Consider the following 22,824-nt stretch of genomic DNA (forward strand, 5'->3'; position numbering starts at 1 on the left):
TGAAACCATGTTAGATAAAACAGAAACAAAAGTCGTCCTTCCTTCATGGGTATGGAAGGGCGCACAAAATGAACAAGAAGTAAAAATGAAGGCGATTGAGTACATCACTCCTGATCGCTATCCAGGTTACAAAATATCTAGTGTTAAAGATGGTATAGCAATATGTGAAAGGGAGATAGTGTGATGGAAACAGTGTACAGATCAAAACGTTTTAGTTTCATTATTCCGAGCAAGAAGAAAACAAATATATACGAGGTAACACAAAAACAGAGATCGGATACAAGATATATGAATGGTCAAAAAAAGGTTACGAATGTGTTTATCCAGCAAGAAGAGTTGTAAATACAGAAAGTGTTCATAGAACAGGTGAAATTAATGAATCAGATTGCTTTTACGAAACGGAAATGCGGAAGGTGAACTAAATGAACTTTATCGATAAACGACGTGGATTTTTCATGATAGAGAATGATGCAATAGACAACTGTGATTTGGATGTGTATGAATTTAAGACTTATGCAGTGATTGTACGACATGCGAATCGGGATACACAGTCTGCATTTCCCTCACTAACAACATTAACTGAAAAAGTTGGTTGCGGAAGAAAGAAAATAGTCCAGTGTATTAAGTCCTTAGAGGAAAAAGGATATATCCAAAAGGTAAATAGGAAAGATGATCAAGGTAATAATTTATCCAACATTTACTATGTACTTCCTACCCCTAGTGTCTCACAGAAACTAGTAGTGTCTGAGGGAAACCAGGGTAGTGTCCCAGAGAAACTAGGGGTAGTGTCTGAGGGAAACTGTAACAATACTAATCTTAACAATACTAATTTAACAAAAAGTAGTAGTAGTAAGAACCCTTTCTCATTCTATGAAAGTAACATTGGATTTTTAAATCCATTCATGGCAGATAGCATAGATCAGTGGATTAAAGATACAAGCGAAGAACTGGTTATAGCAGCTATGGAACGCGCATTAAAACAACAAAAGAAATGGAATTATGCTGAGGGAATCTTAAAGCAGTGGGCTAACAATAATGTGAAGACTTTAAACGATGTGGAAGCTCTAGAAGCTGAGTTTAAAAACAAAGATAAAAAAGGAGCGAAGGACAATGCAAGCAGTAGCAAAAATGATACCTTCTTTGAAAAATATGACTTTACCAAAGGTCGCAAGTGAACGATGTGAATTATGTAGAAGAAAGAAGTTTTTAGATGATAGCGGGAAAGCCTACTGCTGGCATTGCAAAGAAATCGCTCCCCAAGACGTTCAGTTGGCTCAGGAAACGCTAGTAATACAGAAGAGAAGTCAAATCATTAACTTGTATGATTCATTCGCTGATAACAGCTTAATCAATGACAAATTAAAGAAAGCGACATTTGATAACTATACACCACCTACAAAAGATTTACTGGATGCAAAAGAAACAATTATGAATTTCGTTTCTACATACAACAAAGATGAACCAACAAGTCTGCTTATTACTGGGAATTATGGAGTTGGTAAAAGTCATTTATGTGTAGCAGCTACAAAGGAACTCATGAAAAAAGGTTATAGCGCTATGTTTATTCAAATGAATAAGCTTTTCACCAAAATTAAAGGTACTTGGAATAAAAACAGTGAGTTAACAGAGGACAAGCTAATGACAGCCTTAGCGAATGTAGATGTATTAGTACTTGATGACTTTGGGGCGGAATTCACTGAGAAAGATCGTGAAGGTGTTACGTGGAAGGTTACGAAGACAAACGAAATCATTGATAGTCGGGTAGGAAAGAGTACTTTATTTACAACGAATTTTAGTGTTAAGGAATTACATGATATGTACGGCGAACGTGAGTTTAGCAGAATGATGGAAAATGCAGATTTGTTAGGGATGTACGGTGAGAATTATAGATTACGAAACTTCAAGAAGGGGGAATAAGAGATGGACAAGCAAAAGGCACTTGATTTATTAAATAGTCTAGAAATACATGATGAGGATGCTGATGGAGAAATATTGTATTACGCCTTAATTAAGTTAAATGAAGATAGTGAAAAAGTAATTAAAAGCTTGCTACCTAAAGGTGTAGATTTTAAAGATGGATTGGATGATAAAGGTGAGTTATTTGATTTAACGCTGTTTTGCTGGGAATACGCTGAATGGTTTAACGGAGACATCTTCATTGCAGAAAGACCGGAATTCGAATAAAAGGGGGAATTAAGATGTGTGCATGTGTGAACGGAGTAATCACAAACGATATGGGAGACGGAAGGTATCAGGTAGTTCCATGTTCTTGCCAAGAAGCGGAGCGAAGCCGCGAGGAACACGCAAGGAATCGCAAGGAATGGCTAGCGATGTTTAACGAAGCTTACAAGCTAAATCAGGAGGGGAAATGGAATGGCGAAGCTTACAACAGACTTACAAATGGAAGATTACACAATAGCAGCACAACAGCGGAAGTACATGAAGAAATCGCGTCGTAACCTGTATGTGGCATTAGAGGAAGCGAACTTGGTATTTGATGAGAGTGAAGTCATTCGGTTTAAAGAGATGTGGAAAGATGGACAAAGCATTGTTGAAATAGCAAAGGAACTTGGAAGGCATCAATTAGAAATTGCGGTTCTCATCCTGGATCAAGCAGATAAAAATAAAATCCGATCAAGACCAATGGGGTTAGGAGCATGAAACAACTAACACTTGAAGATGTTGTTGGGAGTTTTGATTATGCAGCAAAGAGCATAGCCGAGAAATTCTTGAATCGTGACACAAGCGTCATAACGACATACGAGGTTCATTTCTACGACAAGGAAGAAAAGCAGCGTATCGATTGGTTTGAAGGGAAAACTGAAGTTGATGCGAAGGGCGCGGCAATAGCGGAGCATGGCAGGATTCGCATTATAAAAATAGTTACGAGTGCGCGGACGTTAGCGGAGATTATGGCATTGGATTAGAAAGGAGCATAACCAGGAAATGAAAATGAATTACCAAGTACCTACAATTAAAGAAATCCAACAAGCAATGTCGATTGGAGTCGGTAGTAAGTTATTGAATCAAAGATTGCGCCAAGGGTGGACCATGGAACGTGCAATAACTTCTCCTGTTGGTACAAGTTATGAAGGGCAAGAAAAGAATGTAAAGTTGTTGAAACTTGCTACTAAAAACGGAATTAGTGAGTCGACTTTCTATCGACGAAGAAGAGAAGAGGGTATGACGCCTTATGAAGCGGCAACAATACCAAAGGTATATAGATACAGAAAATATCTAATTATTGCCAAGAGAAATGGAATAGACCCTCAAACATTTTATAAAAGAGTGGAGAGGAAAATGGATCCGTTAAAAGCGACTATGAAACCGCCAAGAAAATATAAGAAGAAACAAACCAGCTAGGAGGACAAGCCATGACACACAAGGAACGTGCGCAGCTTCATGGATTTTGGACACATAAACAAACAGGGCAGCATATCGCTGTAACGCGTGTGACAATGTATAGCGAAGTTCATGTGAGAACAGTGGATTCGCTAGGGCATGAAGTGGGGCCGAAGGAAATTATGTTGCTTAGAGATTTAAAGGAAGACTATGAGAAAGGCATGAGGTAATTGGACAGGAAACAAATCTACATCGACGTTCTACTACATAAAGGGATTTATAAGGAAGAAGATACAGGGCGGCAGCTTTATGAGATGTCGGAGCAGGAGCTGTTCGAGTTGATAAAAGGAGACGGGGAGAATGAGTAGCAAAAAGATGTCTAATGAAGAGTTGTTGAAGATTTTAAAGAACTGGATTGAAACACATGGAAAAATTCCTAGTAAACGTGAATTTTGCAGTGATAAAGAAACTCCAAGTGATATGCCATATAGAAAAGCGTTTGGGAGCTGGGGGAATGCTATTAAGGCATGTGGTTATGAGCCATTAAAGCCTACAATATCAGAATTAGCCCAAGAAAACTCGATTAAAGCAAGAAAAGGTAAGCCTTCACCAAATTCTAAAGGTGGAAGAATAAAGAATAGTCAGGGGTATATTGAGTTATGGATACCGGAACATCCGAATGCTCGAAAAAATGGCTATGTGTTAGAACATAGATATGCTATGGCGGAAAGCATCGGAAGACCTATATATGATTACGAAGATGTTCATCATATTAACCACATTAAAGATGATAACAGAATTGAAAACTTAGAACTTTTAACTAAGTCTGAGCACACAAAAAAGCATACGGATAACAAAGAACAGTACTTTCAAAATAACAGAAAACCATGTAAATATCCTAGTTGTGATAAAGAAACAATGAGCGAGTACAAGTTATGCAATAAACACTATAAAGTCCAATGGCAAAGGATTCAAAATGGATTGATAAATGATCTTCATGATTTTTCGAAGATTAAAAGAGTGCAATCTGAAGAAACGAAAGCTAAGTTAAGCAAAATTGCGAAAAAACAGCCTAGGAAGAACGGTAAATTTGATAAATACCAATAATATCTACGAGAATCCAGGGCTATTAAAAGGGGGAAAAGGGAATGAGAAAAGCGATTGAGGAGTATATAAAGGGTTTGCACGAATCAGCAATTGAGAGCAGGAAACAAGCGGATGAAGCGTTTGAAAGTGGTGATTTAGGATTGGCGGGATTCCACCGCGGACAATGGCACACGTTAGAAGGAACGGCAATTGGTTTGGAAGATATCTTAGCAGATTACGAGGAGGATGAAAAATAATGAAACCAATCGAAAATAACGTTTATGAAATTACTCAATTACTAGCAGAAGCAAAGGAGAATGAAGAGAATGGCAACTAAGATCGTTATGTACACAGGTGAAAATTGCGGGAAGTGCAAAAGAGCGAAAGAAATGTTTGCAAGTCTACCTTCGGAAATTTATGTGACTCTGATTGAAAGAAACGTGGACGAGGATGAAGATCATATGGAAGTTCTAACCAAGAAATATAATTCTAATACATTACCAACGTTTGTTATTGATGATGAGGTATACCGCGGTTTCGATGAAAATATTGGAAAGATTATGGGGTATTTAGGACTGTAAAGGGGTGTTTGGATGAAGGCTGAACATATTGATCTGTATGAACAAGCACTGAATCATGAGCAAGGACAAGCTAATAAGTGGTTTTGCGAGATTAATAATTTAGAAGCGCAATTACAAATAGCGAAGTCACATTACAAGCACCATACGGAAGAAAGCGAACGACTACAAACTTTGGTTATGAGATGGAAGGGGCAAGGAAATGTTAAACATTCAGAAGATATTCGAAGCGCAAGATAAATTGGATCGTAAGGTTGTTGAGGTTCACGGGTTACAAGGTCAGAACTTAACTGGAGACGTGACACAGGCGTTATATACAGAGTTAGGTGAGCTTTCGAATGAAATTGGATTCTTCAAGTACTGGAAAAAGAACAAGAAGGATGATAAGGCACGTCAGTATGATGAGTGGGCGGATTGCATGCACTTTGTAGCTAGTTTGGGTAACAAGTATGGGCATAGTGACGAATTATCTTTCTTACCAAGATTGTTGATTAAGAAAACAGCAGAAAAATCATATCATTATTCGTTTGAACAACTATACCATAATGATTTATCAATTTATAACGAATATGTAAAATCGTTATCCTCATTGGTATCTATTGGTTTAAAACTAGGTATGACTCCTGAAGATATGGAGAAGTCGTATTTCGATAAAAACCAGGTCAACTATGATCGTTTAGCAAGCGGATATTAATCAAATTTGAATTTTATAGAAAAGTAAGGGAGTGGGATAATTCTATAAATAAAGACCCTGCTCTCAATAATGAGAGCAGGGTCTTTGGATGAAGTTACTGAGTTCGTGAGATGATGAACGCCAGCAACCGAATAGTATCATGATTATTCAGAAAAAACAAAGGGGAAATGCTTCCTGATTTTCTAATGATAGTAAAATAAAAGACTTTTCAAAATGATTGATTTATAACAAAAGCGTTATTTTAAAATTAAAGAGCGCCCAAGGGAGCGCTCTTCGATCAAGACAATATTGAAAAATACTCGGTAATATATGTAATCTTTTTAGCTTTGTGAGATTAATCAAAAGTTTTTCGACTTGTTTTTGGATGGTATTACATTTTGCTCTATTTTTTCGTAAAGATTAAGTAATTGTTTGATAAATGTAATTTTCGGTGTTAACCAATACGAAAATAATGCTGAAATAATTCCTATTAGAGCTCCTGTTACGACATCGAAAGGGTAATGAACTCCTACCCAGATACGAGAGATAGCTACACAGAATGCAAGCGTAAGTAATAACGATCCAGTCTTTTTACGAACAAGCCAAAATGAAAAACATATTGAAAAAAATAGAATCGTATGGTCACTAGGAAATGAGTTATCTACTGCATGATCGACAAGTTTATTAACATCAGGTAATACTGCAAATGGTTGATAGTTCAAATGAAATTTCCCTGCTAACTTTCCAATTATTTCAGCAGTTACGAAAGCAACCATCGCTTGAATAATCATCATTTTGTTTTTTCTAGATTGAGTAAACCAATAAGCTATAATGATTAAACCTAAAAAATACACCATATATTCCGCTAAAAATACCATAGTTGAGTTTAGGGATGAATATTGCTTCCCTAAATCATTGATAGCCCGAAAAGTATCAATATTTAATTGAGAAAAAGACATTTTTAAATCTCTCCTTATTGTGTGTCTATAACTTTATTATGGGAAAAATTTTTAAACTGAGGTTTAACGGTTTCTTAATTAATTCTTAACAATTCTTGTTTGTGTATAAGGAAAATTATAGTAAAGAGTTTATAGTGAAAAAATTGATTTTAGTGACATTAGTATTACAAAACTGTAAGGGTTAGCTCATTAAAGATTTTTAATAAAATAGTTATTTGGGAGGAAAACGGATATGAAATTTTGGGCACTTGCTTATCAATATCAGGAAGATGTATTTTATGATTTCGCAAAAGAAGAGGACACGATGGATTTAAACGAAGCTTGCTTCTTACCTACAAAAGATGTAGCTGAAGATTTTATTAGTCAGCAGTTAGATAATGATTATGTTCCAGTAGAAATTGAATTAGAATCATTGCAGAAGAGTGGTATTTGGTCTTGGTCACGTGGAAGAGTGGAGCGTTGGGACGAGGAGTAAAACTAAACAAAATCCTTATTTAAATAAAAGAAACCCCGTTTATTTACGGGGCTTCTAAGGGTACTTGTCAAGTAATGACGTACTAGACTAATTAACCGTAGCATGAGTTTTCAGAAAATAATACTGGTAAATGTGTCCAATTGATAAGGGGCTATTATTTTGAACAAAATCGTTATTTGAGAAAAAGGAGGGAAGATGAATGGGGATCTACGCCAGGATTTGCAAAGAGTGTCAGGAGAAACATGATGACATAGTAGAAAAGAAACGTTCAAAGGGATGCTTTCAGATGGTAATGGATGCTGAAGAAAAAGATGAGTGTTATTTAGAATATATGCACGATGAGGAAAACTAAACAAAAACGCTATTTTAGTAGAAAAAAGGGGAGTTGAGTAATGAGTGTTATAACAAGTTCAAAAGAATATGCGGTCTATAAAGGAGAATCGCTCATATGTATCGGGACCATGCTGGAATGCGCTCAACATATGGGCGTACTTCCTGAAACGGTTCGCTATTATATGACACCAGCTTATCAGAGGAAGTTAGCGAAGCGGAAGAAGGCTAGGAATTATATAACTGTTACGGAACTTGAGGAAGATTAATATAAAAATTTCATTTTGTACAAAACAAAACCCTAGTCTCCTAGGGTAATGGGTATAACGCTCGTTTCTATCGAGCTATTACATGATATCCTGTAACGGATGTGGATACAACAGTAATTGTTACCAAAAAAGTAAGTAGATAGGAAAAGGTGATTATAGAAAAGGAGAATGGATATGGAGAAGTGGCCAGAAGAAAGAATTGAAGCTTATAAGCATTATGTAAAAACGGATATTGAAGTTCTTAAAGGTTATGAAAGTAGAATAAAGACTTTGCGGGAAGAGTTGCAAGATCTTGAAAAGCATAGGGAAAGAAAAATAGCTGAAGTTGATAAGCAAGTTACACAATTATATTACCAAGGTTGGGAAATGAAACGTAGTGAATGGGTTCGGGTTGAGAATACGCAATAAAAGAGCAGCTAGCCCAGCCTAACTGCTCTCTCCAAAAATGATGATTCGATGCATAGATATTATATGCTAAGATATTGAATTTATTCAAGGGGTGATTGAGATGGAAAACGTAGTTTGGTTTGAAGCAAATGAAAATAATGATGGCATTGAAACTCTTGCAATGCTTGAGGGAAGGATAGTTGGTTATAACGGTATTCTTAAAGACGAAAAGGTTATCTACAAAGATAATCAATATACAGTTGTAATGGTATCAAGGTTAGGGGATTTTGGATTGTCTGAAACAGGAGAATTACCTTATACATTACGCGTTTCTCCAAGATATGTAATTAAACAATAAAAGAGCAGCTAGCAAAAGCTAACTGCTTGGCCCCAATAGAAAATGACAAAATGGAGGCCACATTCCATGGAAAGTGGCTATTAGAGCCTATCTACAGTATTGACGGAATATTGAGTTTTATTCAGGGGAGGAAAAATGAAAAAAGAAACATGTTGTGAATGTGGCAAAGAAGTCTCTTCAGGTTTATTGAATGATAACCAAGTTATTTGTTGGGAATGTGTTGAAAGTTGGGAATAGGGAGGTAGAGGGAAATAAGAGAATTTGAGTTTGTTGCAATTAATTCTGGTGATGGTGAGTCATTTTGCTTTGAAGTAGATGAGGATACTTATAAGAAAATAAAGGGTGATGAAATAGATCCATATGATTACTCAAAACAAGAATGGGTAGATGGCGAGTATATCCCTGACGAAAACTCTCCGTTGCGTATATATCCAAATGATTTATTTGGTGATACCGACAATAAAGTGAGTATCAAATTAACTGTAGAGGAAATTTGAACAAAATAATCCTTTAATAGAAAGCGAGGAATAACAATGAGCTTAGGAAACCGAGGAATGGCATTTGAGAAGCTTATCAATCTATCAAATGAAATGTATCAACGCGAGGGAGTGGCGCTTATAAACAAGCGTCCGACTCCTGTGAAGGTGATAAAAAGTAAGAATGGAAAAGTAGTAAATGGATTCTATGAATCTAAGAGCACAGTGGATTATGACGGCGTGTATAAAGGACGAGCAGTAGCGTTTGAAGCGAAGTCTACAGAGAGCCTTACACGATTTGATTTAAAGAACATTGCACAGCACCAGTTAGATTATTTGGAGAAAGCGGAGAAGATGGGAGCTGTGTGTTTCTTCCTGATTGAGTTTAGTAAGGATAAGACGGTATTCTTAGTGCCGGCATCAGTGATCCAATCCTATGTAAGGATGTCTCATCAACCGAATGGGAAGAAGTCTATACCGAGAGCAGACTTCGATATTTATGGTTACTTAGTGGAACAGACGGAAAGAGCGCCGGTTGATTACTTACAATACATTGATGAGGCAGTATCTCCAGTTATGTTTGATGGAATGATCCAATTTGATCAGGACCATAAGAAAGTAGTAAATAATATCGAAGTAGCAAAAGAAAAGATGAATAGCAAGAAACGCAAAATCTTAAAGGCTTAATGAATAGCGGAACAATGCGCAATAGTGTGGTGGGGGCTATGTTAATGCGCAATGTTCCCTTATTCAGAAGATAGATATTAAAATTTCACATACCTGATGTGAATTGAAAATAACAAAATTACAATAGGGGGATTTAGGCATGGAGAGACAATTAACTTTATTACCAGCTATCGATAAAGAAACAGAAAAGAAGGTGCAGAAGGAAGTAGTAAGCATCTTAAAAGAATACAGAGCATTAAAGGTCTGTTTTGAAAATGAAGCAGAACAACGTCAAGAAGGAATTAGTCTATTCCCTGAGATTCGTGATACAAAGCGTGCTAATCAGATTAAATTAAGACAGGTTGAAAAAGCGCTAATGCATAGTTTGGATGAAGATGAAGTAAAAATCATCGAAATGAAGTATTTGAGCAATAAGAAGTTAAGAGATGATTTTATATATAATGAGTTGCTTATTAAGAAAGATGCGTTTTATGAGAAGAAAAAGAATGCTATCCGATTAATTGCAACGGCATTAGGGATGATTTAAAAAATAAGAGATGGGGTACAAGTGATGGTCAATCTAAAAATACGTGATTTTTATCAAAGGGAAAATTATGAGAACTTCTGGTATTTCCTAATAGGAATGTTTATGTGTACATTCGTTTTACTTCCTATTGGATTTGCAGTTAAATTGTTTGATAAGATAACCGGAAACTAAACAAAAACGTTTTTGTAATCTGAAAACACCGAGAAAATCCCGAGAAAATAGGGGATAAAAAGGGGGAATTTTGATAGTGAAATCAACGGTATTCTTAATGTACAAGCCCTTTGACAACCGCATATCGAAAAGGATTAGTACACCTATCAGTGAAACGTTCTTATGCGAGAATGTCACGGTAACGTATACCGCATAAAGGGCGGGCATGGGCGGTAAGAATCCGCAAATAGACGAAAAGACCAATAAAAATGATTAAAACTATTAATGACATATTCCAGTGTGGCGGGTGTGAGATAGCTTGCATTCGTCATACTGTTTCTATTGTGTTTATCATTCAGCTCAAGAGTCGTCGCTTGGGTTGAAAGTAAACATAATACTAGATGCCATGTCTATGATTTCTACATTTGAAAATGGAAATGGGTGATGGTCCATGATTGGATGAATCGCACATTTCAAAACTTTGTATACGTATCTCGCATTAGTAATTACTCACGATTCTTACTAATGACCAAAACGAGGGCAAAGAGTAGCCGGCTCTTTGTTTGAGCCGATACAGCAGAGACCATCCCCTCTGCCCCCCTGAAACTGTGTCGGTTCACGCAAGGCGTCGGAAGAAATGATACGTCTTGATACAAATTAAAGGATATAAAGAGCTTTCGCTCTTTTCTCGGTCACTGACACAAAGCGTGTAGCTTAGATGATGATTGCGGTGATCGAGAAAAGAATGAGAGTAATCTTGTTCTTGAAAGAGATACTTATTGCCATTTGTTATCTCTCTTTTCCCCTCTAGAGCTGTCACCTTTCGGTGATGGCTTTTTGTTTTGAATAAAGTAACTTTAATCATTGATAAATGCATTTTAAAGTGTTATATTATGAATAAGGTAACTTTAATCATAAAGGGGATAGTAATATGAGGGATATTGCTAAGATGAAAAAAGACGAATTAAAGAGATTATTTATTGAACAATTAAAGATTATTAAAGATTTAATTCAATGGGCAGAAGATAATAAAGTGCCAGGATTATTCGGTTCTTTAATTATTGATTCTAATTACTTAGAAAATCGGGCTCTTATTAATCCAAATGACTACTCGCACAAGTTCATGAAGAGGGAAAATTATTTATATAGTGTTCAGAAATTACAAGAACTAATAAATCAACTTGAAGATTTGAAAGATATGTATGAAAAGGGTTACTTTAATCAATCGGAAGAAACATCTACTATTGATGAAGAAGAAAGTAACCTTAATCAAATTGACAATAATGAAAAAGGTAACTATAATCATACGGATAATGATTCTCCTGAAGAAAAGAGTAACTTAATTCAAACTGATAATGAAACAAGTAACCAAAATCAAAGTAAACGTGGTGGTAAACGAGTGGGTGCTGGGCGTAAAGGATTTGGCGAAACTAGAAAAGTGTCATTAACATTAACTCCTGAAACATGGGCAATGATTGAAGAATTATGTGAAAAAGGTAACCTTAAACAATCTAAAGTTTTACGAGATATTATAGAAAAAGGCATTAAACAGCATCCATAACAGGTGCTGTTTTCTTTGTTATATAGAAATTACATAATAATAGGGATACATACGAGCATAGAGTCATATATTGTAATTGTACTGTTGTTGTTCCAACAAGTTACCCCTATTTGAAGGAGGGCGCTTACCAGGAAGGTGCTCTTTTTCACATTGTTGAAAGGACAAGCATATATTGAAGTATAGGACAGGCTAACTTCTTTTTCACTCAATATTCACCCTCCTATCACGTTGAGAGCATCCATTGAGTTGGGTACTCTGATTCACTTATTAAATTGTACAAGCATATACTGCTTGTACCTCATTAACTTTAACTGCTTTATCTTGTGTTAATGAGGACTCTCGCAATCCCTTAAAGAGCGCTCGCGGAAACGGGTGCTCTTTTATTTTGGACAAAATGGACATTTAAATAGATGATCTCTTCTTTTTCTTTAAAATAACCTTAAATATATTTGGATTTAAGAATACGAAAAAATATAGATGGTATAATTTTCTAAAAAGGACTAAATAAAGTTGATTTTAGAAAAGGGGTAGAGGGAAAATGTTTCAGAAATTCAAATTTTATTTAATCAGCCTTGCGGTCAGTTCAATATTAGGAGGGATTATCGTAGGTGCTAATTTCTTGTTCCATAATATCTATTATTTAGTTGTAGGTAAAGAATTTCATTTTAATATGTGGCCTTCTATTATTATATTTAGCATCGTATTCATTTCGGGTTTCGTATATATGTTAAAAGAGGGGCCAGATATACTTGTTAATGATTAATTATATATTTACTTTTTTAGGCGCTGCCGTGATCTGGGTGGTGTCTTATTTGTTGTTAAGGAAAGATAAAGAGTGGATTTATAATGTAAAAAAGAGAGCCGAAGCCCTCTTTTAAAAACAAGTTCAATTCATTAAGCACAAATCGGAATTCCTAATACTATTAAAGATAATGCTACATCAAGAGAAATCTCTGCTCTAGCAATTTCGATTCCAGCAACTTTGACCACTAAAAACGGTTGGCCATTTACGAATAAAACACAACTTTCCATGTTTACGCCTCCTTTCTAGTAATCTACTTCAGTATATGAATGTATTTATAATATGTAATAGTTAAATTGATGAATTTAATGGAGGTGATAGATTTGTCCTATGCTAACAAAACAAACAAACTCAACGAACAAAAATGAGGAGGGAAGATGATGGATCATGCTCATGCGTTCAGACCATTTTCTGGTGTTATAGCAAAACACTATAAAGGTGGAATATATACCATCCTCACTACAGCAAGACATACCGAAACATGGGAGGAAGTAGTGATTTACAGAGACAGTGAAAACAGAGTCTACGCTCGTCCTGCTGCTATGTTCTTTGGATATCTGGATGAACATAAGTGCCATCGTTTCGAATTTATAGGTAGAGAGTCTAGTCCTTTAGAGATAAAGGTTAACTTAACGGTAGAGGAAGAATCTCATTCAGTTGAGGGCGATAATCATGTATCATGGTAACAAATAGTTATAAATACATTGTTTTATAATGAATTACAATCGAATATAAAAATAGGTCGTTAGGTAAGAATTTGATATTCTTCTCTATTTACTTATGCTTACATTTTTATTAATTTATTATGATATCGATGCTGATTTAAAGTGTATTATTATGAGTGGTGAATCCGCTGCTTTTTTATTTTATAAAATAAAAATTCACTTTAAACATTTGTTATAGCGAAGCATACTTATGTGAATATGAGTATGGAAACAGGTCTGATTTTTTGTAATGATGGAGGAGATTGATGTGGACATAACTAAAAGTATGGCAAGAATAGTGGTTAATGGGAAAGACCTCCCGTTCACTTCAGTTCGAACTTCTAGATGGTATATTGGACCTGTGGATGATTTAATTGTTTCGAGTAAACAGAGAGTGGAGGAACTTTATCAATTTATGCGATCACAAGTACCGGTGATGATCGTAATGCATTTCCTTCAGGGTGCGGAATATATGAGATTTGCTCAGGTTATTAGAATTAATGAAAGCGTAACGGGAGAATATACATATTATTTCTCTTGGGGATAAAACGAATTTAAAGTAGCGAATCCGCTGCTTTTTTATTTTATAAAGAAAAAAGAACCCACTAGAGGATGGGCTCTTTTCCGACAAATGAGTGATCTAGCTAAAAACACATATAAAGCAGACTCAATTCATTATACATTTGAATATTTAGAATTACAATAATTAATTTAGGAATTACCAGAAGGAGGAGTTATGACAAGTTACTTCCTATTATATAGAAGGTAGGTGTGGTGATGTGACGTGAAACAAAAACACGAGTTAGCTCAAGAAGATTATATGCAAGGTATGAAGTACAAGGAAATAGCTGAGAAACATGATGTTAGTGTGAATACGGTTAAGTCATGGAAGACCAGGTACAAATGGGATAGAAAAGGTGTGCATACAAAAGATGAAAAAGTACGCAAACAAAAGAAAACAGGTGCACCCTTTGGGAATCAGAATGCACTCGGCAATAAGGGTGGGAATGGAGCGCCGAAAGGTAATAAGCATGCCGTTGGGCATGGCTCGCCAAAAGGGAACCATAACGCTATGACGCATGGGTTCTTCCGTAAACACTTTCCTGAAGAAGTAGCAGATCTCGTTGCTGAGATTGCAGAGAAAGACCCAATTGATATGTTATGGGAAAACATAACGATTCAATACACTGCAATTATCAGAGCGCAACGATTGATGTTTGTTGAAAGCCAAGAAGACATGACGAAGGAAGTTAAGAAAGAGAAGTCTTCTGATAGTGGTGAAGAAGTCGAATATGAGATTCAATTCGCTTGGGACAAACATGCTACTTTCTTAAATGCTCAGTCAAGGGCGATGAGCACGTTATCTTCTCTTATTAGGGACTTTGATAAGTTAGCTAATATAAATGACGAGAGAAGAATGAAATTAGAACAGATGAAGCTTGGAATTGAGAAGACTAAAGCTGAAATAAAAGAACTAACAGATGACAATGGCAGTGGTGGGAAAGTCATCATTGTAAACGATAAGGAAGCCATGAGGAAGGCGATGGAAAATGACCAAGACAGTTAATATTATGGACTTGATGAATACCAATTTCTATTCGTTATGGCTTGCAGAGCAGTCGCATATCGTTGCAAAAGGCGGACGTTCTTCCATGAAGTCATCGGTTATCTCAATGAAGCTTATAACGGACTTCCTTGAAGATGAGCAAGGTAATGTGGTTTGTTTGAGGAAAGTCGGAAAATACCTTTCTACTTCTATATATGAGCAAATCAAATGGGCCATTTATATGCTTGGTGTAGAGAGCGAGTTTTACTTCGGTAAATCACCTTTAATCATTAGGCATAAGAAGACCAACACTGCATTTTATTTCTATGGCTGCGACGACCCCTTAAAACTTAAGTCTGCTAAAATCGCCAAAGGCTACGTTATGGCGCTATGGTTCGAGGAAGCAGCGGAATTTGCTGGTGTAGAAGACATTGATATTGTTGAAGATACGTTCATTCGCCAAGAAATCGAAGGTAAAGAAGTAAAGGTGTACTTCTCATACAATCCACCACGCAATCCCTACAGTTGGATTAACGAATGGTTGGATAGTAAAGCAGGAGATGAGGACTATTTCATCCATCACTCAACGTACATGGACGATAAAAAAGGATTCTTATCTCAGCAGATGATTAGGAAGATTGAGAAGTATAAGATACATGACTTGGATTATTGGCGGTGGATGTATGGCGGAGAAGTCATTGGCTTAGGTGATATGGTTTACAATATGAATAACTTCAAGAAGATTAATCAATTACCTGAAGACGATGATTTGATTCTAATTGATATTGCAATAGATACAGGGCATCAAGTGTCTGCTACGACTTATTTAGCCTTTGGATTAACGAAGAAAGGCAACGTCATACTGCTAGATACGTATTACTATTCGCCTGAGAATAAAGTTGTTAAGCGAGCACCAAGTGAGTTCTCAACAGACCTAAATAAGTTTGTTACTGGTGTGACAAAGGAGTTTAGCAGATACATTGATAAGCAAACTATCGATTCTGCGGAGGGTGGACTGCGAAACCAATACTTCAAAGATTATGGCATTCGACTGCACCCTATAGCGAAAAAGAGAAAAGTTGAAATGATTGAAAACGTCTATGACTTATTGTCGCAAGGACGTTTTTTTATTTTAGATACTGAGAACAATAAGATATTTTACGAAGAGCACAAGAAATATCAGTGGGATGCGAAGACTCTAAAGACTCCGAATCCTGAAGTAATCAAGGTAGACGATCATACATGTGATGCGTTCCAGTATTATGTGAATGATAATCTACAGAAGTTAAACCTCAAATATTAGTAAGGGGGTGATGCGTTGTTTAAAAGACTCATCTCCGGCATAAGGCAGGTGTTATATAAAATGGGCCTAATTCGTGGGATTAAGAAGATATCTGATAAGAAAGAGCTACCTGTTAATGAAGAATCCTACAAGCAAATTGATATGTGGAAGGCGTTATACAGCGGTCATTATGACGAGTGGCATAACGTTAAGTATCATACGATTGAGGGGCAAAAGAGTAGGAAGATGGCTTCGCTAAATATGGCGAAGGTTATATCGCAGGAAATGGCTGCTCTTATATTTAATGAGAAGTGCTCAATCAATATCTCAGATAAAACACTTTCAGATAATATCAAAAATGTTTTAGACGAGAACAACTTCATTAGGGAATTTCAAAGGTACCTTGAGTACACTTTTGCACTAGGCGGAATGGTGATTAAAGTTTACTGGGATGAAGGGATTAAACTTTCCTATGTCACAGCAGACTGCTTCATTCCTATTACATGGGATAACAAGCATATTACTGAAGGTGTATTTGTTAACGAAATCTCTAAGGGTGATAAGAAGTACACGTTACTTGAGTGGCATCTTATTGAAGTTGGAGAAGAAGGACAAAGATATGTAATTAAGAATGAGTTGTACGAGAGTAAGAACCAAGGAGACTTAGGGGTAAAGGTTCCGTTAGATACTCTATATCCTAATCTGGAAGAACAAGTATGGATTAAAGATATATCAAGGCCTATATTTGTATATTTTAAGCCTAATACGGCCAATAATTTAGATTTATATTCACCTCTCGGAATTTCAATTTATGCAAATGCATTAGACACACTAAAATCACTAGATATTGCATTTGATAGCTTCCAACGTGAATTTATTCTCGGTAAGAAGCGTATTATGGTCCCGGCTTCGGCGATTAGAACAGTATTAGACCCGGAGACAGGCACAGTACGAAGGTATTTTGATGCAACGGATGAAGCTTATGAAGCTATGAATTTTGAAGATGGTGCTAAGCCGATTCAAGACGTATCAGTAGAGCTTCGTATAGAAGAGCATACAGCGGCTATTAACTCGTTATTAAATTATGTAGCGATGCAAGTTGGTTTCTCTGCAGGGGCATTTAGTTTTGACGGACAAGGAGTTAAAACTGCAACAGAGGTTGTAAGTGAAAACTCTAAGACATTCAGAACGAAGCAGTCTCATGAAACTATTATTGAAGATGGCATTCGTGATTTAGTTGATATCATTATTGAAATAGCTTCTTTGTATGATGAATTCGAGAGCACTGATGAATATGAAGTAACTGTTACTTTTGATGATTCTATTGCAGAAGATCAAACAGCAGAGATTAATAAGCAGGTAACGTTAGTTCTAAATGGCTTAACTAGTAAGAAGAAAGCCATCATGAAGATACATGGCGTTTCCGAAGAGGAAGCAGCGACAATCTTAGAAGAGATAACGGAAGAAAATAAAATAATGTTACCCGAAATGGTTGATTTATTTGGTTCAGATACTCAATCGAAATCTACTAATGAAGGCAATGAAGAGTAATGGCACTTACACCTGAACAATTACAAATGTTATCTGCTCCTTTGGTTGATATTTATAATACAATCGAAGAAGAGTTACTGCTTAATATGGCAAGAACACTAAAAGAAGGTAATGAACTCCCTTTAACAGCGGAAGATGGTACTGCATACCAGCATTGGCGATTAGTTCAGTTAAGAAAGCTAGGCAATCTCAATCAAGAGCAAATCGCAGTCATTGCGAAACACTCGGGAAAAACGGCAACTGAAATAAAGAAGATGATTGAGGATGCAGGATATACAGCATTAGAAAAAACTGATGAAATATTGAAAGAGGCGTTAGTAGGAACTGTTGCAGCTGTATCTGTACCAACAATGGAAAGTTTGGCTGTTTTTGATATTTTACAAGCGTATCAAGAACAAGCAGTAACTACATTTAATCTTGTTAATACAACCATGTTGAAACAATCACAGCAAATGTATAGGGATGTTATTAACAAGAATGTCGGGAAATTGCTTACCGGTACTATTACACATCAGGAAGTGTTGAAAAGAACCGTTACAGAATGGGCAGAAAAGGGAATTCCATCCCTAACTGATTCAGCTGGTCGTAAATGGAGTACAACCGCATACGTTAACATGATAACAAGAACGACGAGCCAAAAAGTTTCGAATGAAATGCAATTCAAAAGAATGGATGACTATAAAGTTGACTTGATTGAAGTTAGCAGTCATAAAGATGCACGTCCAAAGTGTGCTTTAGTGCAAGGCCGTATATTTGATAGAAGTGGGAAAAGTACTAAGTATCCCGCTTGGTCATCTACTAGTTACGGTGAACCAGATGGGATTTTAGGGATTAACTGTAGGCATGTAATCTATCCGTTCATTGAAGGTACAAGCAGACAAACGTATCAACCTTATGACTTAGAAGAAACTGATAAGGCGTACAAAGATAGCCAAAAGCAACGAGCATTTGAGCGAGCTATAAGAAAAGAGAAGCTAAAGCTAAAAATGATGCGAGAGATTGATAGTAAAGAAGGTATGGCTGAGTCAGAAGGTAAGATAAGGGCACTAGAAGGAGACTTAGTGAATTTCTTAACTAAGGCGAAACGAACTAGAAGAAGATACAGAGAAAACATTGTAGATGTGAAGAAGAAACAAGCTAATTAATAAGATTAGGAGGAATCATAATGTTAAAACCATTTAGATTACGAGTAAAAGGAATGCAGTTTTTCTCTGAAGGAGGAGAAAACCCACCAGCTGCACCGGAAGGAGGTGATCCAAGTGTAACGAATCCAGAAACTACACCGCCAGCAAATCAAGAACCACCTGCACAGCCGCCTGTCACTTTTACACAAGAACAATTAGATGAAGCTAAACAGCAACAAGAAGCAGCGTTACTAAAGAAACTTGGTGTAGAGAACTTAGATCAGCTAAAACAAACGGTAAAAGGTTGGAATGAGTACCAGGAATCACAGAAAACAGAGCAAGAAAAGACAAATGAAAAATTAACAGCCTTTGAGACTCAGTTGCAAGAAAAGAACGAGTCTCTTTTTAATTTGCAAGCAGAAAACGCTGCGATTAAGTCTGGTATTACAGAAGAAAAGAACTTAAATGCAGTTATTACTCTAGCGAAAACAAAGGTTAGCGATGATATAGACATTACAAAAGCTATCGAAATGGTAGTTGAAGAGTTTCCACATTTTAAAGGTGTAGTGGAAGAACCGCAAGGAACTCCAAAACCTACATTTACAACTGGTCAGCATCAAAAGAAAACACTTACTGATGCAGAGCAATGGAATTTAGCATTTAAACAATAATTAAAAACAAAATAGGAGTGATTTATTAATGGCTAAACCGAATTATGCACAAAATTACCAACAAGCATTACAACAAAAGTTTTCACAAGGATTATACTTCTTTGATTTATATAACACGCCAAATAACCAAAATATTAAATGGATTAATTCAAAAACTATCCAAATCCCACGAATTACTGTTGGAGGATATACAGATGTTGACCGTGATGTAGTAGGGAACTTTACACGCCGAGCAGATAACGACTGGGAAACAAAAACACTTGCACATGATCGTGAATTTAGAACTTTAGTAGATCCAAAAGATATCGATGAAACAAATATGGCTTTATCTATCGCCAACATTACTCGTGTATTTAATGATGAGCAAAAGATTCCTGAAATGGATAAATACATGGCATCAAAACTATACTCTGAATTCACTTCTAATGGTAAAACTGCAAATACTACTGTATTAACTGTAGATAATGTATTAGGTATGTTTGATGACTTCATGATGGAAATGGATGATGCTGAGGTTCCGCAAGACGGACGTATTTTATACGTAACTCCTCAAGTAAACAAGCTGTTAAAACAAGCAAAAGAAATTCAACGTATGTTAGTTCTTAATTCTAACAATGGGACAGCGAATCGTAACGTGTATTCTCTTGATGATGTGAAAATTAAACCAGTTCCTTCAACGCGTATGAAGACTGCTTATAACTTCACTAATGGAGCTGTTCCGGATGCAACTGCAAAACAAATTAATATGATGTTAGTTCATCCATTAGCTTTAATTTCGCCACAACAATATGATTTCGTCAGCTTAGATTCACCAAGCGCAACTACAGGTGGTAAGTTCCTTTATTACGAGCGTAAATATTGGGATGTATTCGCTATCCAAAAGAAAGTAGAAGGTATCAAATTCAATATCGAAGGTGCAGGAGCATAAGAGAGGACTTAAATAGTTCTCTCTTTTCTTAATGAGAGGAGAATGTAAATGAGTAATGTTGTAAAAGTAAAACGACTAAATAAAACACTGAATATCGATAAGGACCGCTTAGCTAGTTATCTGCTCGATGGCTACGACCAAATTGATGAAGAGGGTAATATCGTAACTCGTGCCACAGGTGGACGAAATGTTTCGTTGGCTGAGTACAATAAGGCGCTAGATGAATTAGATGGTTTAACTGCTGAAAATGAGAAATTAAAAGCAGAAAACAGCAAATTAAAAACAGAAAACAAAAACCTTAAAAAAGAAACAACAGATAATAAAGAAGCAGCCACTAAGTAGGTGATCGTATGGCATATATAAATGCTGATTACTACAATAACGAATACAAAGGTACTCCTGTATCGGATGCAACGTTATTAGATAGGTTAATAAATCGTGCTAGTGACCAAATCGACCACATCACAAATTATAAATTAGAAGGTGTTAACTTTGATACGTTAGCACCTTTTATTAAAAAGCAGGTTCAGAAAGCTACTGCTGCTCAAGTCGAATTTTTAGCAATCAATGGAGAAACTTCTGCAACTGTAAGTGAAGGCGGCGGAGGTTTTTCTGTGGGTTCCTATTCTGAGAATGGTATGAGTGCAGGGGCAGAAGACGGGCCTAGTTTTTACGAACAGTATGCAATTACAGTTCCGAAATACCTTAGACCTACAGGGCTATTATATGCGGGCGTGTGTGTACATGGCTAAACCAATCAGACGTTCATTATTAATCCATACAGTCGAGTATTTGGAGTATAAGGGTGAAGACGATACTTGGGGCGGAAATGATAATTATGAACCTGCAATAACAATTGAAAGGGTTCGAATTGAACCAAAAAAATCAGTTGTATTGGGCGGTAATGGGGATAGTGTTGTTATGCAAACATTATTATTTCACGATGCAGTGCATTCAACGCCTGTTACTTTCAAAGAGAAATCCAAAGTTATATTTAATGGTAAAGAAATGACTGTTAGTAAAGTCAGTGACTTTTATGATAGAAGCAGTCTTCACCATGTGGAGGTGTTGCTATCTTGATAAGAGTAAATATTCAATTGGATACACAAGCGATTGAAAGTAAGGTGCTAGAAGCAACTGAGAAAGCACAATTTGCGCTAGATCAGCAGGTGCTTAAGGATAGCAACTTCTATATACCTAAAGATACAGGTGAGTTAGAACGCTCATCACTTCGATTTAGTAGACCGGGAGAAGGTCATATAGAATGGTCAACTCCTTATGCACGTCGCTTATTTTGGAACCCACAGTACTCGTTCTCTCAAGATGTTAATCCTAACGCATCAGGAATGTGGTTTTACCACGCAAAAGCAAAAAACGTAATGGATTGGGCGAGAATCGTAGAAAACGAGATTAAACGAAACTTATAGGGGGACAAATATGATATGGCTAATTGAATCGGTCAAGAAGCATTTATTTGCTACTTTGCCACCAGGTATCCTATTTGCTCCTATAAAAGCTGATTTATTGGATATAGGAGTAAACGATGCACCACGAAAAAGTATTGCTATCCGAATGATTCCATCAGCACCAGGCGAGCAATATTACGATGGTGAAATCATCAATAAACAAATTCAAATTCTCGCGAAAAGCAGTAACCAATTGGAAGTAAACAATACAATGGAATTTATTACAAGGGAATTAAATAACGTTCATAGGCGTGTTTTTAATGCGATTGACGGCTCCTATACACTAAGACGATTGAATGTGTATGTGGAGCCTAATTTTGTTGAGAAAACAGCAGCAAACGAATGGATATACACCGCACTTTTTTCGGCGGAATTAGAAGTAGGAGGTAATTAATTTGGGCGGATTTTTAATGAACCACGGATATAAATTTGAGTTGAATGTATCGGAAACGAGTACAGCTAAGTATGCTGTTATTGCAAAAGGGATTACTTCAGTAGATCCAGACAACAATGAAGAATCAGAAGAAACGTATTATTACGATGGTGGCGGAGCTGCAGAACGTGATATTACTGGTTTCATGATGTCTTATGGGTTTGAAGGGCATCGATACTACGGTGACGAAGCACAAGATTTTATTTTTAAGCGTGTTAACCAAGTAGGTAATGCTCGTAAAAGTGATTTCCGTGTGACAGAACCTAATGGAGATAAGTGGGAAGGACGTTGTACTATCTCAGAAATTAAAAATCCTGGTGGTGACGCTAATTCGAAAGGTGAAATTGAGTTCACAATCAGTTTCGATGGTGTACCAACATTCACACCAGCACCCAGTACCCCTTCAGCTTAATGAAGAACAAAGAGTCGTTAACGCGGCTCTTTTTAATTTAGTTCAAAC

The 22,824-nt window shown here is 36.4% G+C and carries 41 protein-coding genes; 39 read left to right on the plus strand and 2 right to left on the minus strand.

What is annotated here, in order from left to right:
- The first annotated feature begins 7 nt into the window (after positions 1-7).
- The 16 genes from AC1M36_RS25945 to AC1M36_RS26020 all read left to right on the plus strand — a co-directional run bounded on the left by AC1M36_RS25945 (position 8) and on the right by AC1M36_RS26020 (position 5,700).
- Complete coding sequence (locus AC1M36_RS25945; protein ID WP_479846360.1) at positions 8-184, plus strand: hypothetical protein; 177 nt, start codon at positions 8-10, stop codon at positions 182-184.
- Positions 184-342 carry a hypothetical protein gene (locus tag AC1M36_RS25950; RefSeq protein WP_479846361.1) on the plus strand — a complete coding sequence of 53 codons (159 nt, stop codon included), beginning with the start codon at positions 184-186 and terminating at the stop codon, positions 340-342. Before AC1M36_RS25945 ends, AC1M36_RS25950 begins: the two co-directional genes overlap by 1 nt.
- Before the next feature lie 80 nt (positions 343-422).
- Positions 423-1,175: a DnaD domain protein gene (locus tag AC1M36_RS25955; RefSeq protein ID WP_479846362.1), complete on the plus strand. Its 753-nt coding sequence runs from the start codon at positions 423-425 to the stop codon at positions 1,173-1,175.
- Positions 1,111-1,917 carry an ATP-binding protein gene (locus AC1M36_RS25960; RefSeq protein ID WP_479846363.1) on the plus strand — a complete coding sequence of 269 codons (807 nt, stop codon included), beginning with the start codon at positions 1,111-1,113 and terminating at the stop codon, positions 1,915-1,917. The genes AC1M36_RS25955 and AC1M36_RS25960 overlap by 65 nt, the downstream gene beginning before the upstream one ends.
- Before the next feature lie 3 nt (positions 1,918-1,920).
- Entirely contained in the window at positions 1,921-2,184 is a 264-nt protein-coding gene (locus AC1M36_RS25965; protein ID WP_479846364.1) for a hypothetical protein, read from the plus strand.
- A 14-nt stretch (positions 2,185-2,198) separates the two neighbouring features.
- Complete coding sequence (locus AC1M36_RS25970) at positions 2,199-2,459, plus strand: hypothetical protein (protein ID WP_479846365.1); 261 nt, start codon at positions 2,199-2,201, stop codon at positions 2,457-2,459.
- Positions 2,374-2,661 (plus strand): helix-turn-helix domain-containing protein, encoded by a 288-nt coding sequence (locus tag AC1M36_RS25975; protein ID WP_479846366.1) that lies wholly within the window; start codon positions 2,374-2,376, stop codon positions 2,659-2,661. The genes AC1M36_RS25970 and AC1M36_RS25975 overlap by 86 nt, the downstream gene beginning before the upstream one ends.
- On the plus strand, positions 2,658-2,927 hold the full coding sequence (locus tag AC1M36_RS25980) for a hypothetical protein (RefSeq protein WP_479846367.1): 270 nt from the start codon (positions 2,658-2,660) through the stop codon (positions 2,925-2,927). Before AC1M36_RS25975 ends, AC1M36_RS25980 begins: the two co-directional genes overlap by 4 nt.
- Before the next feature lie 19 nt (positions 2,928-2,946).
- Positions 2,947-3,363, plus strand: a complete 417-nt coding sequence (locus AC1M36_RS25985) for a hypothetical protein (RefSeq protein ID WP_479846368.1) — start codon at positions 2,947-2,949, stop codon at positions 3,361-3,363.
- A gap of 11 nt (positions 3,364-3,374) precedes the next feature.
- On the plus strand, positions 3,375-3,572 hold the full coding sequence (locus AC1M36_RS25990) for a hypothetical protein (protein WP_479846369.1): 198 nt from the start codon (positions 3,375-3,377) through the stop codon (positions 3,570-3,572).
- A complete protein-coding gene (locus AC1M36_RS25995) occupies positions 3,573-3,710 on the plus strand; it encodes a Fur-regulated basic protein FbpA (RefSeq protein ID WP_479846370.1) in 138 nt (45 codons plus the stop codon).
- Positions 3,703-4,449 carry a homing endonuclease associated repeat-containing protein gene (locus AC1M36_RS26000; protein ID WP_479846371.1) on the plus strand — a complete coding sequence of 249 codons (747 nt, stop codon included), beginning with the start codon at positions 3,703-3,705 and terminating at the stop codon, positions 4,447-4,449. Before AC1M36_RS25995 ends, AC1M36_RS26000 begins: the two co-directional genes overlap by 8 nt.
- Before the next feature lie 41 nt (positions 4,450-4,490).
- Positions 4,491-4,685, plus strand: a complete 195-nt coding sequence (locus AC1M36_RS26005) for a glyoxalase (protein WP_479846372.1) — start codon at positions 4,491-4,493, stop codon at positions 4,683-4,685.
- Positions 4,686-4,754: 69 nt separating this feature from the next.
- Positions 4,755-5,009, plus strand: a complete 255-nt coding sequence (locus AC1M36_RS26010) for a glutaredoxin family protein (protein ID WP_479846373.1) — start codon at positions 4,755-4,757, stop codon at positions 5,007-5,009.
- Between the two features lie 12 nt (positions 5,010-5,021).
- Positions 5,022-5,246 carry a hypothetical protein gene (locus tag AC1M36_RS26015; RefSeq protein ID WP_479846374.1) on the plus strand — a complete coding sequence of 75 codons (225 nt, stop codon included), beginning with the start codon at positions 5,022-5,024 and terminating at the stop codon, positions 5,244-5,246.
- Complete coding sequence (locus AC1M36_RS26020) at positions 5,209-5,700, plus strand: dUTP diphosphatase (protein WP_479846375.1); 492 nt, start codon at positions 5,209-5,211, stop codon at positions 5,698-5,700. The genes AC1M36_RS26015 and AC1M36_RS26020 overlap by 38 nt, the downstream gene beginning before the upstream one ends.
- 338 nt (positions 5,701-6,038) lie before the next feature.
- Here the strand turns inward: AC1M36_RS26020 and AC1M36_RS26025 are convergent, their stop codons facing one another.
- Positions 6,039-6,638: an undecaprenyl-diphosphatase gene (locus AC1M36_RS26025; protein WP_479846376.1), complete on the minus strand. Its 600-nt coding sequence runs from the start codon at positions 6,636-6,638 to the stop codon at positions 6,039-6,041.
- A gap of 232 nt (positions 6,639-6,870) precedes the next feature.
- On the opposite strand from AC1M36_RS26025, the gene AC1M36_RS26030 reads away from it, so the two are divergent.
- The 9 genes from AC1M36_RS26030 (at position 6,871) to AC1M36_RS26070 (ending at position 12,620) form a co-directional block, all read left to right on the plus strand.
- Positions 6,871-7,113, plus strand: coding sequence for a hypothetical protein (locus AC1M36_RS26030; RefSeq protein ID WP_479846377.1), 243 nt, complete (start codon positions 6,871-6,873; stop codon positions 7,111-7,113).
- Positions 7,114-7,312: 199 nt separating this feature from the next.
- Positions 7,313-7,465, plus strand: coding sequence for a hypothetical protein (locus tag AC1M36_RS26035; protein ID WP_170955624.1), 153 nt, complete (start codon positions 7,313-7,315; stop codon positions 7,463-7,465).
- 40 nt (positions 7,466-7,505) lie between these two features.
- Positions 7,506-7,712 carry a hypothetical protein gene (locus tag AC1M36_RS26040; protein ID WP_479846378.1) on the plus strand — a complete coding sequence of 69 codons (207 nt, stop codon included), beginning with the start codon at positions 7,506-7,508 and terminating at the stop codon, positions 7,710-7,712.
- Between the two features lie 174 nt (positions 7,713-7,886).
- Positions 7,887-8,120, plus strand: a complete 234-nt coding sequence (locus AC1M36_RS26045; RefSeq protein WP_479846379.1) for a hypothetical protein — start codon at positions 7,887-7,889, stop codon at positions 8,118-8,120.
- A 100-nt stretch (positions 8,121-8,220) separates the two neighbouring features.
- A complete protein-coding gene (locus AC1M36_RS26050) occupies positions 8,221-8,457 on the plus strand; it encodes a hypothetical protein (protein ID WP_479846380.1) in 237 nt (78 codons plus the stop codon).
- A gap of 533 nt (positions 8,458-8,990) precedes the next feature.
- Entirely contained in the window at positions 8,991-9,620 is a 630-nt protein-coding gene (recU, locus tag AC1M36_RS26055; RefSeq protein ID WP_479846381.1) for a Holliday junction resolvase RecU, read from the plus strand.
- A 139-nt stretch (positions 9,621-9,759) separates the two neighbouring features.
- Positions 9,760-10,146 carry an ArpU family phage packaging/lysis transcriptional regulator gene (locus AC1M36_RS26060; protein ID WP_000441083.1) on the plus strand — a complete coding sequence of 129 codons (387 nt, stop codon included), beginning with the start codon at positions 9,760-9,762 and terminating at the stop codon, positions 10,144-10,146.
- 1,081 nt (positions 10,147-11,227) lie between these two features.
- Entirely contained in the window at positions 11,228-11,857 is a 630-nt protein-coding gene (locus AC1M36_RS26065; protein WP_479846382.1) for a CopG family transcriptional regulator, read from the plus strand.
- Positions 11,858-12,395: 538 nt separating this feature from the next.
- Positions 12,396-12,620: a hypothetical protein gene (locus AC1M36_RS26070; protein ID WP_479846383.1), complete on the plus strand. Its 225-nt coding sequence runs from the start codon at positions 12,396-12,398 to the stop codon at positions 12,618-12,620.
- A 131-nt stretch (positions 12,621-12,751) separates the two neighbouring features.
- On the opposite strand, the gene AC1M36_RS26075 is transcribed toward AC1M36_RS26070, so the two are convergent.
- Positions 12,752-12,889, minus strand: a complete 138-nt coding sequence (locus AC1M36_RS26075) for a DUF3956 family protein (protein ID WP_479846384.1) — start codon at positions 12,887-12,889, stop codon at positions 12,752-12,754.
- Between the two features lie 147 nt (positions 12,890-13,036).
- On the opposite strand from AC1M36_RS26075, the gene AC1M36_RS26080 reads away from it, so the two are divergent.
- The 14 genes from AC1M36_RS26080 to AC1M36_RS26145 all read left to right on the plus strand — a co-directional run bounded on the left by AC1M36_RS26080 (position 13,037) and on the right by AC1M36_RS26145 (position 22,776).
- Positions 13,037-13,345, plus strand: coding sequence for a DUF1653 domain-containing protein (locus tag AC1M36_RS26080; protein WP_479846385.1), 309 nt, complete (start codon positions 13,037-13,039; stop codon positions 13,343-13,345).
- A gap of 268 nt (positions 13,346-13,613) precedes the next feature.
- Complete coding sequence (locus AC1M36_RS26085) at positions 13,614-13,910, plus strand: hypothetical protein (protein ID WP_479846386.1); 297 nt, start codon at positions 13,614-13,616, stop codon at positions 13,908-13,910.
- 237 nt (positions 13,911-14,147) lie between these two features.
- On the plus strand, positions 14,148-14,930 hold the full coding sequence (gene terS, locus AC1M36_RS26090; RefSeq protein WP_479846387.1) for a phage terminase small subunit: 783 nt from the start codon (positions 14,148-14,150) through the stop codon (positions 14,928-14,930).
- Positions 14,914-16,212: a PBSX family phage terminase large subunit gene (locus tag AC1M36_RS26095; RefSeq protein ID WP_479846388.1), complete on the plus strand. Its 1,299-nt coding sequence runs from the start codon at positions 14,914-14,916 to the stop codon at positions 16,210-16,212. The genes terS and AC1M36_RS26095 overlap by 17 nt, the downstream gene beginning before the upstream one ends.
- A gap of 15 nt (positions 16,213-16,227) precedes the next feature.
- Positions 16,228-17,742, plus strand: a complete 1,515-nt coding sequence (locus AC1M36_RS26100; RefSeq protein WP_479846389.1) for a phage portal protein — start codon at positions 16,228-16,230, stop codon at positions 17,740-17,742.
- Positions 17,742-18,887, plus strand: coding sequence for a phage minor capsid protein (locus AC1M36_RS26105; RefSeq protein ID WP_479846390.1), 1,146 nt, complete (start codon positions 17,742-17,744; stop codon positions 18,885-18,887). Before AC1M36_RS26100 ends, AC1M36_RS26105 begins: the two co-directional genes overlap by 1 nt.
- Positions 18,888-18,907: 20 nt before the next feature.
- Positions 18,908-19,537, plus strand: coding sequence for a hypothetical protein (locus tag AC1M36_RS26110; RefSeq protein ID WP_479846391.1), 630 nt, complete (start codon positions 18,908-18,910; stop codon positions 19,535-19,537).
- A gap of 28 nt (positions 19,538-19,565) precedes the next feature.
- A complete protein-coding gene (locus tag AC1M36_RS26115) occupies positions 19,566-20,465 on the plus strand; it encodes a capsid protein (protein WP_479846392.1) in 900 nt (299 codons plus the stop codon).
- A 48-nt stretch (positions 20,466-20,513) separates the two neighbouring features.
- A complete protein-coding gene (locus AC1M36_RS26120; protein ID WP_479846393.1) occupies positions 20,514-20,807 on the plus strand; it encodes a hypothetical protein in 294 nt (97 codons plus the stop codon).
- Positions 20,808-20,815: 8 nt separating this feature from the next.
- Positions 20,816-21,217: a head-tail connector protein gene (locus AC1M36_RS26125; protein WP_479846394.1), complete on the plus strand. Its 402-nt coding sequence runs from the start codon at positions 20,816-20,818 to the stop codon at positions 21,215-21,217.
- Positions 21,210-21,545: a putative minor capsid protein gene (locus AC1M36_RS26130; RefSeq protein WP_479846395.1), complete on the plus strand. Its 336-nt coding sequence runs from the start codon at positions 21,210-21,212 to the stop codon at positions 21,543-21,545. The genes AC1M36_RS26125 and AC1M36_RS26130 overlap by 8 nt, the downstream gene beginning before the upstream one ends.
- Positions 21,542-21,892, plus strand: coding sequence for a minor capsid protein (locus tag AC1M36_RS26135; RefSeq protein ID WP_479846396.1), 351 nt, complete (start codon positions 21,542-21,544; stop codon positions 21,890-21,892). Before AC1M36_RS26130 ends, AC1M36_RS26135 begins: the two co-directional genes overlap by 4 nt.
- A 10-nt stretch (positions 21,893-21,902) precedes the next feature.
- A complete protein-coding gene (locus AC1M36_RS26140; protein ID WP_479846397.1) occupies positions 21,903-22,325 on the plus strand; it encodes a phage tail terminator protein in 423 nt (140 codons plus the stop codon).
- A gap of 16 nt (positions 22,326-22,341) precedes the next feature.
- Positions 22,342-22,776 carry a phage tail tube protein gene (locus tag AC1M36_RS26145; RefSeq protein WP_074540355.1) on the plus strand — a complete coding sequence of 145 codons (435 nt, stop codon included), beginning with the start codon at positions 22,342-22,344 and terminating at the stop codon, positions 22,774-22,776.
- The last annotated feature ends 48 nt before the right edge of the window (positions 22,777-22,824 follow it).

The sequence above is a fragment of the Bacillus sp. Medicinal_06 genome (genome assembly GCF_056711665.1).

Bases quoted from the DNA above. Each gene is read 5' to 3' on its own strand.
- AC1M36_RS26095 (WP_479846388.1), top strand. From the start codon at position 14,914: ATGACCAAGACAGTTAATATTATGGACTTGATGAATACCAATTTCTAT.
- AC1M36_RS26000 (WP_479846371.1), top strand. From the start codon at position 3,703: ATGAGTAGCAAAAAGATGTCTAATGAAGAGTTGTTGAAGATTTTAAAG.
- AC1M36_RS26105 (WP_479846390.1), top strand. From the start codon at position 17,742: ATGGCACTTACACCTGAACAATTACAAATGTTATCTGCTCCTTTGGTT.
- AC1M36_RS25990 (WP_479846369.1), top strand. From the start codon at position 3,375: ATGACACACAAGGAACGTGCGCAGCTTCATGGATTTTGGACACATAAA.
- AC1M36_RS25945 (WP_479846360.1), top strand. From the start codon at position 8: ATGTTAGATAAAACAGAAACAAAAGTCGTCCTTCCTTCATGGGTATGG.
- AC1M36_RS26140 (WP_479846397.1), top strand. From the start codon at position 21,903: ATGATATGGCTAATTGAATCGGTCAAGAAGCATTTATTTGCTACTTTG.
- AC1M36_RS26005 (WP_479846372.1), top strand. From the start codon at position 4,491: ATGAGAAAAGCGATTGAGGAGTATATAAAGGGTTTGCACGAATCAGCA.
- AC1M36_RS25955 (WP_479846362.1), top strand. From the start codon at position 423: ATGAACTTTATCGATAAACGACGTGGATTTTTCATGATAGAGAATGAT.
- AC1M36_RS25980 (WP_479846367.1), top strand. From the start codon at position 2,658: ATGAAACAACTAACACTTGAAGATGTTGTTGGGAGTTTTGATTATGCA.
- AC1M36_RS26080 (WP_479846385.1), top strand. From the start codon at position 13,037: ATGATGGATCATGCTCATGCGTTCAGACCATTTTCTGGTGTTATAGCA.
- AC1M36_RS26115 (WP_479846392.1), top strand. From the start codon at position 19,566: ATGGCTAAACCGAATTATGCACAAAATTACCAACAAGCATTACAACAA.
- AC1M36_RS25975 (WP_479846366.1), top strand. From the start codon at position 2,374: ATGGCGAAGCTTACAACAGACTTACAAATGGAAGATTACACAATAGCA.
- AC1M36_RS25960 (WP_479846363.1), top strand. From the start codon at position 1,111: ATGCAAGCAGTAGCAAAAATGATACCTTCTTTGAAAAATATGACTTTA.
- AC1M36_RS26075 (WP_479846384.1), bottom strand. From the start codon at position 12,889: ATGGAAAGTTGTGTTTTATTCGTAAATGGCCAACCGTTTTTAGTGGTC.
- AC1M36_RS26125 (WP_479846394.1), top strand. From the start codon at position 20,816: ATGGCATATATAAATGCTGATTACTACAATAACGAATACAAAGGTACT.
- AC1M36_RS26085 (WP_479846386.1), top strand. From the start codon at position 13,614: ATGATGGAGGAGATTGATGTGGACATAACTAAAAGTATGGCAAGAATA.
- AC1M36_RS26065 (WP_479846382.1), top strand. From the start codon at position 11,228: ATGAGGGATATTGCTAAGATGAAAAAAGACGAATTAAAGAGATTATTT.
- AC1M36_RS25985 (WP_479846368.1), top strand. From the start codon at position 2,947: ATGAAAATGAATTACCAAGTACCTACAATTAAAGAAATCCAACAAGCA.
- AC1M36_RS26120 (WP_479846393.1), top strand. From the start codon at position 20,514: ATGAGTAATGTTGTAAAAGTAAAACGACTAAATAAAACACTGAATATC.
- AC1M36_RS26035 (WP_170955624.1), top strand. From the start codon at position 7,313: ATGGGGATCTACGCCAGGATTTGCAAAGAGTGTCAGGAGAAACATGAT.
- AC1M36_RS25950 (WP_479846361.1), top strand. From the start codon at position 184: ATGGAAACAGTGTACAGATCAAAACGTTTTAGTTTCATTATTCCGAGC.
- recU (WP_479846381.1), top strand. From the start codon at position 8,991: ATGAGCTTAGGAAACCGAGGAATGGCATTTGAGAAGCTTATCAATCTA.
- AC1M36_RS26010 (WP_479846373.1), top strand. From the start codon at position 4,755: ATGGCAACTAAGATCGTTATGTACACAGGTGAAAATTGCGGGAAGTGC.
- AC1M36_RS25965 (WP_479846364.1), top strand. From the start codon at position 1,921: ATGGACAAGCAAAAGGCACTTGATTTATTAAATAGTCTAGAAATACAT.
- AC1M36_RS26040 (WP_479846378.1), top strand. From the start codon at position 7,506: ATGAGTGTTATAACAAGTTCAAAAGAATATGCGGTCTATAAAGGAGAA.
- AC1M36_RS26025 (WP_479846376.1), bottom strand. From the start codon at position 6,638: ATGTCTTTTTCTCAATTAAATATTGATACTTTTCGGGCTATCAATGAT.
- AC1M36_RS26060 (WP_000441083.1), top strand. From the start codon at position 9,760: ATGGAGAGACAATTAACTTTATTACCAGCTATCGATAAAGAAACAGAA.
- AC1M36_RS26030 (WP_479846377.1), top strand. From the start codon at position 6,871: ATGAAATTTTGGGCACTTGCTTATCAATATCAGGAAGATGTATTTTAT.
- AC1M36_RS26070 (WP_479846383.1), top strand. From the start codon at position 12,396: ATGTTTCAGAAATTCAAATTTTATTTAATCAGCCTTGCGGTCAGTTCA.
- AC1M36_RS26145 (WP_074540355.1), top strand. From the start codon at position 22,342: ATGAACCACGGATATAAATTTGAGTTGAATGTATCGGAAACGAGTACA.
- AC1M36_RS26020 (WP_479846375.1), top strand. From the start codon at position 5,209: ATGTTAAACATTCAGAAGATATTCGAAGCGCAAGATAAATTGGATCGT.
- AC1M36_RS26130 (WP_479846395.1), top strand. From the start codon at position 21,210: ATGGCTAAACCAATCAGACGTTCATTATTAATCCATACAGTCGAGTAT.
- AC1M36_RS26110 (WP_479846391.1), top strand. From the start codon at position 18,908: ATGTTAAAACCATTTAGATTACGAGTAAAAGGAATGCAGTTTTTCTCT.
- AC1M36_RS26045 (WP_479846379.1), top strand. From the start codon at position 7,887: ATGGAGAAGTGGCCAGAAGAAAGAATTGAAGCTTATAAGCATTATGTA.
- AC1M36_RS25970 (WP_479846365.1), top strand. From the start codon at position 2,199: ATGTGTGCATGTGTGAACGGAGTAATCACAAACGATATGGGAGACGGA.
- AC1M36_RS26050 (WP_479846380.1), top strand. From the start codon at position 8,221: ATGGAAAACGTAGTTTGGTTTGAAGCAAATGAAAATAATGATGGCATT.
- AC1M36_RS26015 (WP_479846374.1), top strand. From the start codon at position 5,022: ATGAAGGCTGAACATATTGATCTGTATGAACAAGCACTGAATCATGAG.